Origin of the sequence: Granulicella cerasi (genome assembly GCF_025685575.1) — a bacterium.
Lineage (GTDB): Bacteria > Acidobacteriota > Terriglobia > Terriglobales > Acidobacteriaceae > Granulicella > Granulicella cerasi.
This window is the reverse complement of sequence record NZ_JAGSYD010000001.1, coordinates 303,016-319,967: the sequence shown is the minus strand read 5'-3', so window position 1 is coordinate 319,967 and position 16,952 is coordinate 303,016. Positions and strand designations below refer to the sequence as shown.

Genomic DNA, 16,952 nt, shown 5'->3' with positions numbered 1-16,952 from the left:
TCTTTGTTGCTTGCGGTTCCTGAGGATGCGGTTACGCGCGGAGGAACTCGTAGAGCGGAAACTGCTCGGCGAGTTCGGTGACGCGGCCGGCGATGTCCTTCAGCTTGGCGTCGTCGTTGCGGTTCTCGAGCGCTTCGGCGATCCAACCGGCGATGGTCTTCATCTCGGCTTCCTTCATGCCGCGCGTGGTCAGCGCAGGCGTGCCGATGCGGATGCCCGAGGGCTTCATCGGCGGGTTCGTGTCGTAGGGGATCGCGTTCTTGTTCACCGTGATGCCCGCCTTGCCCAGCGCGACCTCGGCCTCGGAGCCGAGCATGCCCTTGGCGAAGACGTCGATCAGCATGAGGTGCGTGTCCGTGCCGCCGGAGATGACGCGGAAGCCTTCGCCCTGCATCGCCTCGGCGAGCACCTTGGCGTTGGCGACGGTCTGCGCGGCGTAAGTCTTGAACTCAGGCTGCAGCGCTTCGCCGAAGGCCACGGCCTTCGCCGCGACGATATGCATCAGCGGGCCGCCCTGCTGGCCGGGGAAGACTGAGCGGTCGATGCCGGCGGCGAGTTCCTGCCTGGAGAGGATGAGGCCCGCGCGCGGTCCGCGCAGCGTCTTGTGCGTCGTGGTCGTTACGATGTCGGCATACGGCACCGGCGAAGGATGCGCGCCGCCGGCAACGAGGCCCGCGAAGTGCGCCATGTCGATCATCAGCTTCGCACCGACCTTGTCCGCGATCGCGCGCATGCGGGCGAAGTCGAACTGGCGCGGATACGCCGAACCACCGCCGACGATGACCTTCGGCTTCTCCGCCACGGCGAGCTCTTCAAGCTGGTCGTAGTCGATGACTTCGGTGTCCTGGCGGACCTTGTAGCCGACGATGCGATAGAGCTTGCCGGAGAAGTTCAGCTTGTGGCCGTGGGTGAGGTGTCCGCCGTTGGCGAGGTCGAGCCCGAGCACGGTGTCGCCCGGTTCGATGATCGTCATGTAGGCTGCGGCGTTGGCCTGCGAGCCGGAGTGCGGCTGCACGTTGGCGTGCTCGGCGCCGAAGAGCTGCTTGGCGCGGTCGCGTGCGATGTTTTCGACGACGTCGGCGAACTCACAACCGCCGTAGTAACGCTTGCCGGGATAGCCCTCGGCGTACTTGTTGGTGAAGACGGTGCCGGCGGCTTCCAGCACGGCGCGCGAGACGAAGTTTTCGCTGGCAATCATCTCCAGGCCTTCGTGCTGGCGTTCGGCTTCGTGCGCGATTTGCGCAGCAATTTCGGGGTCTACAGCGGCAAGCGTGGCATTCAGGTCGATCGGCATGACTCTAGTGTATCGCCCGGTAACCCCCTGCTTACCCGGATTGGTGAGGGGCTGTCACAGAGGTTGCAGCCGCACTGCGCCGGGCAGGGAATGGTTTGTCGTACTGCGAGCCGCGAGCATAGAGATGTGATCAACGCACGCAAGCTCGAGTCGATGCCGATGGCCGCTGCCGCTTCCAGCAACTTGATGGTGCTGCCTGTCGGCCACATCGTGCAGGCCGTCGCTGAAGAAGCGATGCTGCCGCCCGCGATGCAGCGTCGTCATCGTGGTTTGTCGGTGGTAGGTGGTCAGCAATTCGTGGCCGACACGCAGGCCGCTGCCGAGCGCATCGTGCAGGAAGCCGAGCAGCGCATGGCACAGCGTCGTGCAGCACGTGCGAATGTCTTTTGCATGAAGCCGCTCACGTTGACACGGCCTGAACCCGCGAACTGGTCCACGCGTCTCCGCCGACTCTTCTCGTAACCCCGCATCATCCTGTTCATTGACTGCTTCGTTACTGGCGAGCTGAAGTACCCGCGTCTGAAATCGCTCGACCGGCAGGTGCTGCGCGTGAGAACAAAGAAGCAGCGTCAGGGTTCGCGAGCACGGCTCGCATGAAACTCTGCGCTTGAGGAGCTGGAAGCGATGGGCGATCTTCTATTGGCAGCGGCGTTTGTGGGGATGGTGCTCGCGCCATGCATCGTCTCGCAGCGTCAGTTGCGCAAGGATGACATTGCACAGGAAGCTGCAGCGAAGTAGCTCTATGCGCTGCGTTCGTGCAGCCGCTTGAAGCTGCTCCAGATGAAGTGCCCGACGAAGTAGCCGTCCATGTACTTGTACGGGAACTCGCCCGTGGTGTAGTGCCCGCAGGGCAGCACGCGCGAAACGAAGTCGATGTTGTGCTCCTTGAAGTTCTTCAGCACATCCAGCGAAAACTCCAGCGGGAAGGTCAGATCGTAGGTCGCGTGCACGACCAGCGCACGCTTGGGGTGGGCGGCGAAGCGGTCCATGTAGCTCATGGGGCTTGCGCCAGCGAGGATCTTGCGTGTGAGGTCCTGGGTGAGGCCGCTGTGCTCAAACGCCGAGCGAATGTGTCGCGTGCTTTGGCCTTCCCACACCACATCGCCAAACCACGTGGAGGCATGGTTGAACGCGCAGACCTGAATGCGCGCGTCCATCGCTGCTGCGAGGAATGCATAGCAGCTTCCGAGGCTCGTGCCGAGCACGCCGATCTGCTCATAGCCCTGCGACTGCAGCCAGTCGATGCAGGAACGAATGTCGGCAACAGCCTGGCGGTTGGCTTCGAGTGTGCGACCGACGTTCGCGCTCACCGCGTAGTCGGAGCGTTCCAGCTCAGCCGGGCGGCGCGCATCGTGGTACGGCTTGGAGAGCCGCAGCGAGCTGATGCCCCACCACTTGAACATCTCGCAGAAGGCGTTGTGTGAGAACGCGTCAGCGTTCCACTGCGGCATCACGATCATCGCCTGCTTCGGCTTGCCGGGGCGCGGCGTGGCTTCGTACCAGCGCGCGTTCACGGTGTCGTTCTCGGGATACTTCGTGTGCACCGCAGAGGTGAAGCGCAGGAACGGTTCTTTGCGCAGCTCGCCCACTTCGGCGCGGCGATGCCACTCGCGCTCCTGCTCGAGCGTCTCGGGGCGGACGTTGGTGGGGAAGAGCTGCGGGTGATGCTGCTCGATGCGGAAGTCTGTCGGCGTGGTGTAGCTGAAGTACGCCTCGGGGTTGGCGACGATGCGCTCGTTCAGCTCGATCATCGCGTCGAGGCCGGAGATCTCGCCCCGCTCGACGCGCGCGGCCATTTCGTCTCCGCCTACGGAGGGCAGGCGATCGAAGCCCCACTCGAGCGGTCGCTCGATGCGGTTTTCATCACGCGTCGTCAGCGCAGTTTCCCACGCGTACATCCACTTTGCATACAGCCCAGACAGCATCCTTCTAGTGTAACGAAGCCGCTAACAACTTCGTGCGTTCGCAAGAATCGAGCCACCTCGAACGGGTGCCCCACGTCTCGATTTTCCGAGACGTGGGAGAGCGAGGATGTTTCAGGGGTTCCGTTATCCGAGGAACGGATGTGTCTCTGGGAACCCAGGTCTCAAAAGCGAGACGTGGGGCACCCGGTTCTTACTTGAGGATCGCGCGGGCCTTGATGCCGCAGAGGATCTCGTAGCCGATCGTGTTGGCCCAGATTGCGTGGTCTTCGGCGGTGACGCCTTCGCCGAGCAGCGTGACTTCATCGCCGATGCTTGCGTTCGCGATGGCGGTGACATCGACGACGAGCAGGTTCATCGACACGCGCCCCACAACGTTCGCGCGTTGGCCGTGAATCATCACCCAGCCGTTGCCGAGGCCTGAGGACGCGGCGCGGCGGAAGCCGTCGGAGTAGCCCACGGGCAGCAGCGCAAGTTGCATCGGCGCCTGCGCGACGAAGGTGGAGCCGTAGCCGACGGTGCGACCGGCCTCGATGGTTCGCAGGCCAATGATGCGTGTCTTCCACGTGAGCGCGGGTGTGAGCTTCGCTGCGAGATGGGCCTCGCCGTTGCCGCTGAGGGGCAGGCAGTGGCCGTACGTTGCGTAGCCGGGGCGCACCATGGCGCGCGCGTGGAAGCTTGCGGCGCGTAAGCTTGCGGCGCGTTGTTGAATCCATGCAAGCGTTGAGGCTTCGTCAATCGACGAGCTGTTGCCAAGATGGATCCAGCGCGGCTGCAGCGCGTGTTCGTGTACCTGCGTGAGTGCGGCGTCGAAGCGCTCAAGCTGTGCACGCGTGATCGCAGAGTCACGCACCTCACTCTCGGAGAGATGCGTCATCACGCCGTCGAGCACCACATGCTTCGCTTGCTGCAACGCCTGCAGTACCTCGCGGAGCTCTTCGCCCGGGGCAGCGCCTTGCCGTGCCATTCCGGTTTCGACTTCGAGATGAACGCGCACGTCGCCTTGTTGTGCGGTCGCGGCCTCTTCGAGCCATTGCACATGCGCGGCGGTCCAGATGCACGGTGTGAGGTTGGCCATGACGATCGTGTCGGCGTCCTCGGCTTCCATGCCCACCATCGCGAGCAATTGCGTAGCAGCTCCCACGGTCTCGCGTACCTGCAGGCCTTCTTCGGTGTCGGTCACACCGAGCCACTGCGAGCCTGCCTCGACGAGCGCCGCAGCCACGCCGGCGGCGCCGTGGCCATAGGCGTCGGCCTTCACGACGGGCAGCACTTCAACGTCTGCGCCGACGACCTCGCGGATCGCTGCGAAGTTCGTCGCGAGTGCCGCTCGGGAGATTTCAATCCAACTCTTCACTGTCTTCATTACAGCATTGCGGCTTGCGGAAGTGGGGGTGGCTTCCCGGGAGTTCTCTGCAAACCCAGGTCTCAAAGGCGAGACCTGGGGCACCCGTTCGTGCGCGTACGAGATGCGTTCGTGCGGGTGCTAGAAGATGCGTTCCTGCCGCCGCAGATTGCCCGCCGTGCCGATGTTGATCAGCGTGAAGGAGAAGCGGAAGACGCCTTCGTTACGCGTCGAGCCGAGTTCGTATTTGCGATATTCCACGGAGACGCCGCAGCAGTTCCAGTTGTAGTTCGTCTGCAGCGAGCCGTACTGCAGGCTGTCGAGTCGCAGGTCGAGTCCTGCGTTGGCCGCGGCGGAGAAGCCGGGCTTCGTCGGCGTGCCATAGCCGCCCAGCACGCGCATCTGCGCAAAGGTGGAGTTCGCCGATGAGGTGAGCGTGCCGGTGTTGTTCGTCGAGTTGATCTGGATGGAGTAAAAGCGACCGGGTGCGTTGAGGTCTGCAAAGGAGAGGCCGCCGAACCACTGGCCTTCATGCGCATCGATGTACACGTTCGAGCTGGTGAAGCGCTTCGCACCGGGGTCGAGATCGAAGTCCCACGCGATGTCGGTGTGTGACGAGGTGCGCAGCCTCATGCGCGAGATGAGCGGCGAAATGTCGCGAGCTTCGGTGAGGAACGCGATGCCGGAGAGCGAGAGCGTGGAGTCGAAGACGTTGCGGCGGCTGTTGATGACCGCGCCACCGAAGGTGGGGTCGAAGAAGTGCTTCTGCGCAAGCTTCCACGAGAACCATTCCTGCTGTTGCGGCTTCTGCACGGCGCAGTTGTTGTGTCCGTGGTGCGAGCGCAGTGGCGGTGCGGCTGCGGTGTCATCCGCAGAGGCGATGCCGTTGCCATCGTTGGTCGGCAGGAAGGAGTCGCCTGCAGCATCGGCGAAGGCAGAGGGCGTGCCCTCTGCGTCCAGCTTCTCCTGCTCGGCTTCGCACTCGGGCGAGACGGGCTTGGCGTCCTTCTTCGGACGCGGGCGGAAGTAGAGATGCTGCGTCAGGCCGTACTCGAGTTCGTCGGTGTTCGCGGCGAGGTCCACATCATCGAAGCGGAGGATCGAGAGGAAGTTGTCGATGCCGCGCACGTTGCGATATTGGATCTCCGGCTCGACGGTGTGGCGCATCTCGGTGCCGAAGAACTTCTGCAGCTTCTCGGGAACTTCAAAGGTTCGTTCGATCGCTGGCGGACGCAGGTCGACCTTCATCTCCAGCGAAGCGCGGTTGACGGGATCGTTCAACTCCACCGGCGTGGCCGCCGCGCCGTAGGGAGACTTGCGGCTGTGGCTATAGACCGTTTCGCGGGCGATGACCGAAGCCGTACCGTTCCAGCCCTCAGCGTGGAACGGCGCTGCAAGTTCACCGGAGAGGTCGAAGCGCTGCACGACGCCGTGATCGGTGAAGTTGGGCTGAATGCGCTTCAGGCCGCCGAAGGAGGAGTTCACCTTCCAGAGCAGCGGCGTGTTGGCGATGTGGTGATCGATCGAGTTGAACTCGAACTGTGGCGCGTGGAAGATGCGTACTTCTTCGCCGGGAATCGTCACGCCCGCGGTGTTGATGTATGACACGCGCTTCAGGCCCTGATAGCGTTCGAAGCGCGCGTCGGCAACGTAGCCGTTCGAGGTGCGCGAGAGATACATCAGCGAAGTGATATCGGAGCTGACGGCCTGGTTGAAGTTGTTGTTGAACGCCTCGCGATAGATGTACGAGCTGAGGTACTCGGCTTCACCCACGCCGCGCCACTTCGCGTTGAAGTCGCGGCGGAAGGCGGCGGTGACGTCTTCGCCACCCTGGTTGATGTAGTGGTTGTAGTTGTCGTAGTAGCCGCGGTCCTGCAGGGCAGAGAAGTGCGCGCTGGCGAAGTCCATGCCGCGACCCTTGTAGCGGAAGGTGCCGAACTCGGAGAAGCCGCGCGAGGAGAAGTACTCAAAGCCCGCGGTGAGGTCTGCCGAGCGGCCGAGCACGATGTAGGCCCCCTCGCCGATGACGATGCCCTTCGTGGACGACTGGCTGATCACCGGTACGAGCAGCCCGCTCTGGCGCGCGGTCATGTCCGTCGGGTGCGTTACGTAGGGCAGAAAGAGCACCGGCACGTTGATCAGCCGGAAGGTCGTGTTGGAGGCCGCGGCGCGTTCGCCGTCCATCCAGATGTGGTGCGAGCTGAGCTCCCAGTCAGGCTTGGGCAGCTCGCAGCTCGTCACCCAGCCGTCGTAGACGTCGTAGCGCGTGGGAGCGCTCTTGACCACCATCTTGCCCTTGAAGAGGAACGCCGTGGGCGTGGAGCCGGCGGTCGAAGCTCCGCCGCGCATTCCGACCGAGCCGCTGACTTCGTAGAAGCGGCCGAGGCCGGTCTTCAGGTTGTAGCTGCCGTGGGTCGCGGTCAGGCTCTCGTCGTTTTCATCGCTGGTGACGTGCACGTGTCCGTCGGCGGTCATCTGGCCGGTGGCGACGTTGTAGGTCACGGAGTCGGCGCGCAGGGTGCGGCCGTGGTACTTGATCTCGACATTGCCGGCAAGCAGGACTAGGTCGCCGTGGCGCGACTGCGTATCGCTCTCGAAGACGGCCTTGTCCTCGGGTGTGAGCGTCCGCACGAAGGGCACAGCGCGGGGTATCTCGTTGAGATCAGGCAGTTCTGCGGAGGGCTGCTGCGGCGTTATCGCATCGGTTACGGGAGGAGGTGCCGATTTCGTCACCTCTTGTGCATCGAGATGTTGATGAAACCCGGACGCCGCGATGGTACTTATGAGGAACAGCACTCCGTTTGAGACGAGGCGACGACCGCTGACGCGACGTGCACTCGAAGGCAAAGTTGGAAGCAAACGGACCACTGATTGAGATTAGCCCATCGCGCACCAACGCGGTGGGACAAGCGGGCTAGGGAGCACACAGGTGAGCATGGGCGGAGCAGCGCAGCGCGAAGAGATGGCCGACGAAAGCCAATATTTGCGTACCGGCACGGAAGGTGGAGCGGCAAGTCCGCTGAAATCCGCCGTGGCCGAACGTCTGGCCGCTCACCGCAATCGCCGCGCCGCCGAGCAGGCCTCCATTGAGGCTCGCGAAGCCCGCGCGATGGCGCAGGCCGAGCAGACCCGCAAGGAAAGCCGTCGTGGCGCCTCCAAGGTGCGCGACGCCGTCGCTGCCCGCTATCAGCAGAGCCAGAGCTACCGTGAATTTCTCGCCGCCGAAGCCGAGCGTGCGCTGCAGCAGGCGCAGGCCGAAGCGGAAGTGGCTGCCCGCACCATGCGCGCCGTCGCCGAAGCCCAGCAGAAGCTGCTGGACGAGCTGGCCACCTATGACGATCGCCCTGAGCCGATGCTCGTGGAGTCGCCGCGACGGGTGATGGAAGCTGCTCCTGAGCCGACGCGCGCGGAGGTGCGCAGCGAACTCGCGCATGAGCTGGCTGACATCGTGCTGGGTGCGAGGGAACTGATCGCCGAGCCGACGGGGCTGTCGATCGTCGAGCTGGCTCCTGAGCCGCAGCCGCACAAGCCGGTTCCGGGCGTATCGGTGAAGATGCACGAGGGCCTGGCGCAGCAGAAGTTTGAAGGCGCGCGCATTCAGCATGTCGTCGAGCAAGACACCGACGAACTCGCTGACCTCGAAGACGAGATCGCCTTCCGTCAGGCACCGGAGTTCGCTCCGATGACACTGGACGCCACGCCGATCCCGGCCAACATCATCGAGTTTCCGCGCCAGTTGATTGCGCCGCGCAAGGCACGCCCGCGTCTGGCAGAAGGGCCGCTGGTCGACGAGTCGCCGGCCGAGCCGCAGCTTCGCATCTTCGAGGTAGAAGCCGAGCAGGTTTCGTACGAGCCGGAGCCGGTGCGCGACTGGCATGGTGCTGCCGAATGGCAGAGCGTCGTGCTGGACAGCGCCGCGCCCATGCCGCAGCACACGCCCGAAGAAGCTCAGGCGCAGTTGACCTTTCAGCCGCAGCCGGCTTCGCTGGAGCGCCGCGCGATGGCCGTTGCGGTAGACGCACTCTACATTGCGACGAGTTTTGTACTCTTCGCCGGTATGGTCAGCTACTTTGTTGGACCTAGTCTGACGGAGTTGAAGCCTACTCTGCTGGCGGGATTTTCTGCGGTTGTTCTCGCGGTTTTCTACCTCGGCTATCAGTTCCTTTTTTCGACCTTTACGGACGCAACGCCCGGTATGCGCTACGCACGTATCGCTCTCTGCACCTTTGGCGACGACTATCCGTCGCGCAAGGCGATTCGTCGCCGTATTGGCGCCAATCTGCTGGCGGCCTGTCCGCTGGGGCTGGGTTTTGCATGGGTGTTGATGGATGGTGACCGCCTCGGCTGGCACGATCGCATCTCGCGCATGTATCGCCGCGCCTACTAGTTCTTTCGAGCTACAGAGATATCCGGCTTCTTCTCTTTTCCCGGAAGAGATACCCACTTTCGATATCTTTGAATTCCTGTGTCATTTCATGTCGCATCCCGGCCTAGCTGTCGTAGGATGAGTAGCACTGCATCACTTATGTCTCCGTCTTGGAGAACTCTTCCCTCCGGTCACTTGCACGCGACTCCGGGATACACAGGTGTCGAATGCGCTCGTGGCAACTGGACCCGCTGCATCTGTTTCTCGCAGCTTCCACCATCAATCTCGTTTTTGCGCTCGCCGTAGGCATCATTGCCTGCGTAGACCGGCGTGCGCGCGGGATGAAGTGGTTCTCGGCATCCTCGTTCATGCTGCTCACGTCGACGACGTTTCGGCTGTGGCATGCGCGCAATGAGTCGCCGATCTGGGATGTCCGCATCTCGGCCTGGGTGTTGCTCTCGTATGCGCTGATGTCGATCGGGGTGTACTGGTTCTGTGAGCGTCGCCCTGTGCGTCACGCTCGCATGAAGGTGTTGCTGTTGTTGGGTGTGTGTGGCCTCGCGCTGCTGGTGCCGGGGAAGGCGGCATTCCCTATCTTTGCGCTGCTGCGTGGAGTGACCTGCGCCATTCTGCTGTGGTGCGGTTGGATGTTCTGGCGTCCGCGCGTACGTGCGCTGCGCAAGACCACCCGCATTTCCGCCGTGATCGTAGTGATGCTGGCGATTCTGCTCATGCTTTTCCCGGTGATCAAGCTGGGAGCGCTGACGCCGTACACGATGTGGCTGCTGGACTTCCTGCGCTCCGCGGCAACGGTTTGCTCGCTTGCACTCCAGCTCAGCTTCGTTTCGCTCTATGTGATGGACAACAACACGCGCCTGCTCGAGGAGACGCGTCGCGATGTGCTCACCGGGCTGCATAACCGCCGCGCTTTCGAAGAACAGGCGCAGATTTCAGTCGACCACGCGGTAACGCGAGACCAGTCGCTCGCGCTGTTGATGATCGACCTCGATGACTTCAAGGCTCTGAACGATCGCTGGGGTCATAGCTGTGGCGATCAGTCGTTGAAGCTCGTCGGAGGAGCGCTGCGAGGCGCGTTATCGAACGAGAAGCTCGCCGCGCGCATCGGTGGCGAGGAGTTCGCGGTCCTGCTGGAGAACTGCGACCTCGAGCGCGCGAAAGATAAGGCCGACGGCCTACGCGAGTTGATTGAAAGCCTCGAGCTCTACAGCGGCGCCAATCGCATCACGATCACGGCTTCGATCGGCGTAAGCCTGTTGCTGCCCGGCGAGGTCGTGTGGCACGACCTGTTGCAGCGCGCCGACGCCGCGCTCTACGGAGCGAAGTCGCGGGGGCGCAACTGCGTGGTCGTTTCGTCGGACACCACCGCTCCGCTGCCCGCAGCGGGAGAGACCTCGGCCTGGAACCGCATCTTCCGCGGCGGCCTTTCGCTCTGATCAGCCCCTAGCCCAGCACGTCACGCAATACACCGTGCGCCTTTGCCAGGGCCGCTTCGGCGTCTTCGCGCGTGAGCTTGCGCTGCAGCATGACGATCGCGGTCTTTACGATCATCCCCGCCGCGCGCAGGGCTTCTGCAGCCTCTTCGCTGCTGGCACCCGTCGCTTCGGCCACGATGCGTTCGGCGCGATCGACAAGTTTCGCGTTCGTCGCGCGCACGTTCACCATCAGGTTGCCGTAGGTTGCGCCGGTGCGCACCATCACGCCGGTGGAGAGCATGTTCAACACGAGCTTCGTCGCTGTGCCCGCCTTCATGCGCGTGGACCCGGTGACGACCTCGGGGCCGGTGACGGGCGTGATCGCGATATCTGCAGCCTGTGCGACCGGCGAGTTTGCCACACAGCTCAGTCCGAGTACGAGACCGCCTTTGCTGCGCGCATATTCCATTGCGCCGAGCACGTAGGGCGTGCGTCCGCTGGCGGCGATGCCGAGCAAGGTGTCCGGCTTGCCGTCGATGGCGAAGCCTGCGTTCTGCAACTCCTGCGCGCCTTGCTCGCGCGAATCTTCTGAATGCTCGCTGGAAAGCCGCAGCGCGCTGTCGCCGCCTGCGATGATGCCCTGCACGAGATCGGCAGGAACGGAGAAGGTCGGCGGGCACTCGCTGGCGTCGAGCACACCGAGGCGTCCGCTGGTGCCTGCGCCGATGTAGAAGATTCTGCCGCCGCGATTCATGCGCTCGGCCATCCCGTCGATGGCGCGGGCGATCTGCGGGATCTGTCCACGCACGATGCCGGCAACGGTCGCGTCCTCATCGTTGATGACGTTGAGCATCTCGCTCGTCGGCATGTCGTCGAGATGCAGCGAGCGCGGGTTGCGCTGTTCGGTGGTCAGTGAGGCGAGGTCTTCCAGAGGCTTACTCATCAGCATTCATCTTCGCGCAAGCTGCGGGAGCGGGCAACGTACGGTTGTCCTGCACCGTCGCAAAGCGATAAGTGTGGGACGATAGAGGCTATGGCAGAAGCTGGTAGTCCTCCCCCCACGGCTGAATCCAAAACGGTTACGCGCAACTCGATGGTCGCCTGGCAGTATGGCGAGTTCCGCTCGCTGGCGCTGGCACGCTTTATCGGCACCACCGGCGCAGAGGCGCAGGCCGTTGCCGTCGCGTGGCATGTGTACCAGCTCACGCACTCCGCGCTGGCGCTCGGCTACACGGGCCTCGCGCTCTTCCTGCCGGGTATGTTGTTTGTGCTGCCCGCGGGCCATGTTTCCGATCTCTTTGACCGCCGCCGCGTGTTGCTGATCTGCTACCTCGCGCAGATCCTCGCGAGCGCCGGTCTGCTCTGGCTCACGCTGCGCGGCGTCAGCAGTGTCTGGCCGGTGTACGGCTTCCTCTTTCTCATCGGTACGGGCCGTTCGTTTGCCGGCCCTGCGCAGCAGTCGTTGCTGCCGCTCCTGGTGCCGAAGGAGCACTTCCTCAACGCGGTCACCTGGAACGCGAGCATCTTCAAGACCGCAAACATGCTTGGCCCGATGGTTGGCGGCATTCTCTTCACCTTGCCGCTGGCGAGGTGGATCCCCGCAATCGGTCGCCTGCAGGGCGCGCCGATCGTGTACTGCGTGGCCTTAGCGGCGTTCGTGCTCTTCATGGTCTGCATCTCGTTCGTGCATCCGCGCGAGGCCGCAGAGAAGCGCGGCTTCTCGCTGGACTCCGCGCTCGACGGCCTGCGCTACGTATTGAGCACGCGTCTGCTGCTCGGCTCCATCTCGCTCGATCTTTTCGCGGTACTCTTCGGCGGCGCAACGTCGTTGCTGCCCATCTACGCCGAGCAGGTACTGCACGGCCAGGCCACAACGCTGGGCCTGCTGCGTGCGATGCCGAGCCTCGGCGCGCTGGGTATGTCGCTTTATCTGTCGATGCGTCCGCTGCAACGGCAGGCGGGCAAGAAGATGCTGTGGAGCGTCACGATCTTCGCGCTGGCCACGATCATCTTCGGCATCAGCCGTTCGATCCCGCTGAGCTGCTGTGCACTCTTTCTGCTCGGTGCGTTTGACATGGTGAGCATGGTGGTGCGCGGCAGCATCCTGCAACTCGCCACACCTGCGGAGATGCGTGGCCGCGTGTCGGCGGTGAACATGCTCTTCCTGGGCGCGTCGAACGAACTCGGCGAGTATGAGAGCGGTCTCACAGCACACTGGTGGGGCGCGGTGCGCGCGGTGATCTTCGGCGGCATTGCCAGCCTGTCGATCGTGGGCCTGTGGGCCGTGTTCTTCCCGGCGCTGCGCAGCGTCGACCGCCTGACGGCCGACGACCTGAAGCGCGCCGAAGAGCAGTTCGCCACGACAGAGCCGATTAATTAGCGAGAGATGAGAGATAAGAAATAAGAGATCAGCACGAACAATCTCTTATCTCTTATCTCTTATCTCTTATTTCTGATCTCTGAGCCACCGTCGGGCCCATCCGAGAGTCCTCCCCCGCATCGTCCTTCCTTCATGCGATAGCCTTGTGTCACCACCGATGCGACCGTGCGCCGCGCACTCTGCATCCCACGCTTTGAGGAGAACGACACAGCATGACGAATGGAGTGAAGTTTGCGCTGGCTTCGGTAGCCGCGCTCGTGTTGGCCACCGGCATCGAGGTTGCGTACATCAAGCACAAGCGCGCCGTGGACGAAAACGCCCCCACCGCTGCGGCCTACAACCAGCCCGGCCCCAGCCGCAAGCTCACCGCGGACGATGACGTCTTCCTCAAGAAGCAGCACCCCGACTCGCTGAAGGACGAACGCGAACTGATCGGCAAGACCGTGTGGATCTCCGCCGCTGATCAGATGGACTACTACAAGGACACCGGCAAGCACGTCGACTGGACCAAGCGCGTCGGCACGCTGCGCGGCGCGGAGCCGCTCGAAGTGAAGGACATCTTCGAGCAGGTGGCGCCTGCGAGCGGTCGTGCCGTCTCGCGCATCTCCGCCGGCTCCAAGCACGTGCTCATGGCGTTCACCATGCCGAAGAGCGCAGACCCGAAGCAGCTTTACGCCATGTCCATCGGGCACTACGTGGATGGAGCGTATGAGTTCCTGAGCGACGAGATCTTCTTCTACGACGATCCGCACACGCTTTACAAACACTGGGGCCCGGAGGTCTGGGCGCACATCGAAAAGCATGAGGTCGCCGTCGGCATGACGGAGAACGAGTGCATGTTGTCCATCGGCCAGGTGATCGATCCGCATGGCGACACGATCGGCGACCGCACCGTGACCTACGACAACATGGGCCATCCCATCGACATCGACTTCAAGAACGGCAAGGCCGTGAAGATCACGCCTGGCAAGTAGTTTCGTGCTCTGCACGAACGGGTGCCCCAGGTCTCGCTTCTGAGACCTGGGAGTCCACGGCTTCTTCAGGGGTCGGTCATCACAACCCATACTGCCGGGTGCCCCATCCGTACGCGGCTTCATGCGGACGGGTGGGAGACCACCAATCTCCGCGAGCATCCTGCAACCCCAGGTCTCAAACGCGAGACCTGGGGCACCCGTTCTTACTGCGCAAGACAAGAATGCCCTGCATCGCAGCAGGGCGTTCTTGTTTCAATACGAGGCCGTTTAACCTTCGCGCGAGTGGCGTCCGCCAAAGCTCCACTGGCGCACCGGGCCGACGTCCACGTGCACGAACTGGCTGGTCGGGTAGTAGCCTACGCCGCCGGCGTGCAGGCTCAGCGCGGCATCGCGCAGGGTGCGCGTGTTCACGCCGGGAACGCGGATATCGATGGCCTTCGCCAGCATGTGCTGCGAGTGCTCAGCCACGCCGGTCACCTTCGGCTTCACATGCCCGCCGCGGGTGCGCAGGAAGTTATTCGACCAGGGCGTGCGGTAGCCGCAGACGATATCGATCGTCGCGTCCGGACGGTTCAGCTTCGCCAGCACGGCGTGCAGCGTGTCGAACTCCTTGGGATCGTAGTGGCTGGCGGCTTCCGTGCGGTGATCGCGAAGGAAGTGGTTCAGCTCATCAATCGCCGCTGGCACGTACGCATCGCCAATGCGGTAAACGACGTCGATGCTCTCGCCGGTGTGGAGATGGTGCAGACGGAGTTCGTACTTCTGGCCTTCGGGCGAAGGCTCAACGGCGGCGGTGGCGGTCATCGCTTCGGTGTGGCGCTCGATGCCACAACCGCTGGCAAGGGTGAGCGAGCCGAAAAGCGTGAAAGCTGCGAGAAACTTCGTGGCAAACAGAGAGAAAGCGGGCCGGGAGGGAAAATTCAAAATCCGTGGAGCTCCAGTCGGTCGAGAATCTGCTGCATTCGCCACGCTCGGAATCGCGATTGCGATTTCTCATTTGGCTTTCTCTATTTTACCTGTCGGATTTCGGGTTGCCTGGGGCTGAGCGTCATCGTTTTGTCATTGTCAAACATCCGCACGCAGGCGCTTGGCGTGCCGAAGCCGGATGGCGGGCGACCGAGGCCGGCTGCCCCTTATCTGCGCAGTAGGTGTGGGAGAGCGAGATGCTGAGGTGCGCTGACCTATCCTGCAAACCCATGTCTCAGAAGCGAGACCTGGGGCACCCGGTCTGTAGAACCCGGCATCCTCGGATGGCTATTCTTCGTCGGCGACTTTGTCCGGCTGCATCTGGAAGATCTCCTCGACGCGCTCGACCGTATCGATTTCGGAGACCGGCTTGTCGTCGCGCAGGCGAATGATGCGAGGGAAGCGCAGCGCGAACCCGGAGGAATGCCGCTCCGAGCGCATCACGTTATTGAAGGCGACCTCCAACACGCGCAGCGGTTCCACCGTGCGGAAGTGCCCGTGATCGGTGAGCGTGTGCGCCTGCAGCCACTCGGTCAGCTCGGCGATCTCGGCGTCGGTGACGCCGGAGTACGCCTTGCCGACGTTCTCCAGCTCCCCCTCGGCGTTGCGCACGGCGAAGGTGTAGTCGCTCAGCACGCCTGCGCGGCGACCGTGTCCGAACTCCGCTCCGGTGATCACTACGTCCAGCGTCGGCAGCGTGCGCTTCAGTTTCACCCACGCCAGTCCTCGACGCCCGGGCAGGTACGCCGAGTTCGCGGCCTTGATCATCACGCCTTCATTAGCGCGGTTGCGGGCATCGGTGTAGGCGCGGTCGATCGCGTCGGCGGATTCGACCTCGACCGCATGGGAAAGCAGCAGACGCTCCCTCGCGTCGTCGCCCACGGTTGCCGCGAAGAGCCCGCCAGGCACCACGGCCGCGTCGAGCTCCAGCGGAGAGGTCGCTTGCGGGATCAGCTGTGCGGCGAGTGACTCGAGCAGCTCGCGGCGCTCGCGCAGCGGCTTCGGCAGCACGAGTTCGTCGTGCGCGAACATCACGTCGAAGGCCATGAAGACCACCGGAATGCGCGTCCGCGTTTCGTTGGTGATGCGCTTGCGGCCGATGCGCTGGCCGAGCGTAGCAAAGGGGAGCGCTTTGCCCGTGGCGAAATCCCAGCCAAGAATTTCTCCATCGAGAATCGTGGCACCGGTCGAATCTGCCTGCGCGAACGCCTCGACCAGTTCGGGGAAGCTCTCGGTGATGTCTTCGCGATTGCGCGAGTAGAGCGCGACACGACCGGGTTGCGCGGGGTCGCCGAAATGAAGCTGCGCACGCATGCCGTCGAACTTGTCTTCGAGCAGCGCGTGAATGCCCGGCGTATCGGTCTCGGCGTCCGGTGCGGTCTCTGCGGCCTCGGCCTCGACGGCTTCGGCAAGCGCCTCCTCGGCGCTGTCGTCGGCGATCAGGTCGTCCGCCTTCCTACCCTTGCGCTTCTTCGGTTCCGGCGCGGCTTTGGGCTTCGCGGTGAAGCGCTCGACCGCTTCCTCCGGCGTCTCGACCGGTGAGGCCAGCATGAAGCCGAGCGGATGAAACAGCCTCATGCGCGCTTCATGCAGCGTTCCACGGAAGGCCATCACCGCCGCGCAGCCGAGGTCGGCTTCGAGCATCACGGCATGGCGTACCTCGGCTGGCGTGGTCGCGCGATCTGCCTGCGTAGCGGCCTCAGCCACGGCTTCTTCGACAAGGCTCGCCTTCACGCCGATGCGCATGTCGCCGAGCATCAGCTTCAGCAGATACTTCGCCTCGAGCGCGGTGGCCTGCGAGAGCAGAGCTTCCAGCGCCGCTTCCCGCATCGCTGTCGAGCGCGCTGTTGCCATCGCATCGAATGCCGCGTCCACCGCTGCCAGCGTCAACCCGGCCTCGCTCGGCGCTTCGCCCTGCAACAGATCAAACGCCGCTGCGCCAAGGTCGCCGTGCTTGCGATAGGCAGCGGTGAGCATCGCATCGTTCGCGCCGGAAACCTTCTTCACCACGCGCGAAAGGATCGCGCCGCCGGCGTTCAGCTTGCGTGCGTCGGCTTCAGCGAAGGGCTCTCCGGCAAGGTAGCGCGTGAAGAGCGCAAGGCTCTCATCGCCGCCTCCGTTGTGCACGCGCAGCATCGCCTCGGCGATCGCTGCGCGCTTCTTCAGGCGGCTGGCCTCTTTCGACAACGCTTCCGCGAGTTGTGAGACTTCGTGAAACCGTGCGCTTCCCATGGCTGCAGTTATGGGATGCGTGGTGCGTCGTCTGCGGACG

At 63.6% G+C, this 16,952-nt stretch carries 12 protein-coding genes; 5 read left to right on the top strand and 7 right to left on the bottom strand.

The window, feature by feature from the left end:
- Nucleotides 1–31: 31 nt before the first annotated feature.
- Complete coding sequence (gene glyA, locus OHL11_RS01260; RefSeq protein WP_263369657.1) at nt 32–1,294, bottom strand: serine hydroxymethyltransferase; 1,263 nt, start codon at nt 1,292–1,294, stop codon at nt 32–34.
- 126 nt (nt 1,295–1,420) lie between these two features.
- Here glyA and OHL11_RS01255 point away from each other — a divergent pair, with 126 nt between their 5' ends.
- Nucleotides 1,421–1,756, top strand: coding sequence for a hypothetical protein (locus tag OHL11_RS01255; RefSeq protein WP_263369656.1), 336 nt, complete (start codon nt 1,421–1,423; stop codon nt 1,754–1,756).
- Between the two features lie 278 nt (nt 1,757–2,034).
- On the opposite strand, the gene OHL11_RS01250 is transcribed toward OHL11_RS01255, so the two are convergent.
- From OHL11_RS01250 to OHL11_RS01240, 3 genes are all read right to left on the bottom strand, one after another.
- Entirely contained in the window at nt 2,035–3,219 is a 1,185-nt protein-coding gene (locus OHL11_RS01250) for an alpha/beta hydrolase family protein (RefSeq protein ID WP_263369655.1), read from the bottom strand.
- Between the two features lie 190 nt (nt 3,220–3,409).
- Nucleotides 3,410–4,582, bottom strand: coding sequence for an alanine racemase (gene alr / locus OHL11_RS01245; protein ID WP_263369654.1), 1,173 nt, complete (start codon nt 4,580–4,582; stop codon nt 3,410–3,412).
- A 120-nt stretch (nt 4,583–4,702) separates the two neighbouring features.
- Nucleotides 4,703–7,294: an LPS-assembly protein LptD gene (locus OHL11_RS01240; RefSeq protein ID WP_263369653.1), complete on the bottom strand. Its 2,592-nt coding sequence runs from the start codon at nt 7,292–7,294 to the stop codon at nt 4,703–4,705.
- Between the two features lie 202 nt (nt 7,295–7,496).
- On the opposite strand from OHL11_RS01240, the gene OHL11_RS01235 reads away from it, so the two are divergent.
- Both OHL11_RS01235 and OHL11_RS01230 read left to right on the top strand, forming a co-directional pair.
- On the top strand, nt 7,497–8,948 hold the full coding sequence (locus OHL11_RS01235) for an RDD family protein (RefSeq protein ID WP_263370462.1): 1,452 nt from the start codon (nt 7,497–7,499) through the stop codon (nt 8,946–8,948).
- Nucleotides 8,949–9,154: 206 nt separating this feature from the next.
- Nucleotides 9,155–10,381, top strand: coding sequence for a GGDEF domain-containing protein (locus OHL11_RS01230; RefSeq protein ID WP_263369652.1), 1,227 nt, complete (start codon nt 9,155–9,157; stop codon nt 10,379–10,381).
- A 7-nt stretch (nt 10,382–10,388) separates the two neighbouring features.
- Here the strand turns inward: OHL11_RS01230 and murQ are convergent, their stop codons facing one another.
- Nucleotides 10,389–11,303, bottom strand: coding sequence for an N-acetylmuramic acid 6-phosphate etherase (gene murQ / locus OHL11_RS01225; RefSeq protein ID WP_263369651.1), 915 nt, complete (start codon nt 11,301–11,303; stop codon nt 10,389–10,391).
- Between the two features lie 90 nt (nt 11,304–11,393).
- Between murQ and OHL11_RS01220 the strand changes: the two genes are divergently transcribed.
- Both OHL11_RS01220 and OHL11_RS01215 read left to right on the top strand, forming a co-directional pair.
- Nucleotides 11,394–12,740 (top strand): MFS transporter, encoded by a 1,347-nt coding sequence (locus tag OHL11_RS01220; RefSeq protein ID WP_263369650.1) that lies wholly within the window; start codon nt 11,394–11,396, stop codon nt 12,738–12,740.
- 212 nt (nt 12,741–12,952) lie between these two features.
- Nucleotides 12,953–13,714, top strand: a complete 762-nt coding sequence (locus tag OHL11_RS01215) for a hypothetical protein (RefSeq protein WP_263369649.1) — start codon at nt 12,953–12,955, stop codon at nt 13,712–13,714.
- A 267-nt stretch (nt 13,715–13,981) separates the two neighbouring features.
- On the opposite strand, the gene OHL11_RS01210 is transcribed toward OHL11_RS01215, so the two are convergent.
- Complete coding sequence (locus OHL11_RS01210; RefSeq protein ID WP_263369648.1) at nt 13,982–14,638, bottom strand: DUF882 domain-containing protein; 657 nt, start codon at nt 14,636–14,638, stop codon at nt 13,982–13,984.
- Between the two features lie 330 nt (nt 14,639–14,968).
- Nucleotides 14,969–16,912 carry an ATP-dependent DNA ligase gene (locus OHL11_RS01205; RefSeq protein WP_263369647.1) on the bottom strand — a complete coding sequence of 648 codons (1,944 nt, stop codon included), beginning with the start codon at nt 16,910–16,912 and terminating at the stop codon, nt 14,969–14,971.
- Nucleotides 16,913–16,952: the final 40 nt, after the last annotated feature.

Bases quoted from the DNA above. Each gene is read 5' to 3' on its own strand.
- OHL11_RS01215 (WP_263369649.1), top strand. From the start codon at position 12,953: ATGACGAATGGAGTGAAGTTTGCGCTGGCTTCGGTAGCCGCGCTCGTG.
- OHL11_RS01250 (WP_263369655.1), bottom strand. From the start codon at position 3,219: ATGCTGTCTGGGCTGTATGCAAAGTGGATGTACGCGTGGGAAACTGCG.
- OHL11_RS01205 (WP_263369647.1), bottom strand. From the start codon at position 16,912: ATGGGAAGCGCACGGTTTCACGAAGTCTCACAACTCGCGGAAGCGTTG.
- OHL11_RS01220 (WP_263369650.1), top strand. From the start codon at position 11,394: ATGGCAGAAGCTGGTAGTCCTCCCCCCACGGCTGAATCCAAAACGGTT.
- glyA (WP_263369657.1), bottom strand. From the start codon at position 1,294: ATGCCGATCGACCTGAATGCCACGCTTGCCGCTGTAGACCCCGAAATT.
- alr (WP_263369654.1), bottom strand. From the start codon at position 4,582: ATGAAGACAGTGAAGAGTTGGATTGAAATCTCCCGAGCGGCACTCGCG.
- OHL11_RS01235 (WP_263370462.1), top strand. From the start codon at position 7,497: ATGGGCGGAGCAGCGCAGCGCGAAGAGATGGCCGACGAAAGCCAATAT.
- OHL11_RS01230 (WP_263369652.1), top strand. From the start codon at position 9,155: ATGCGCTCGTGGCAACTGGACCCGCTGCATCTGTTTCTCGCAGCTTCC.
- murQ (WP_263369651.1), bottom strand. From the start codon at position 11,303: ATGAGTAAGCCTCTGGAAGACCTCGCCTCACTGACCACCGAACAGCGC.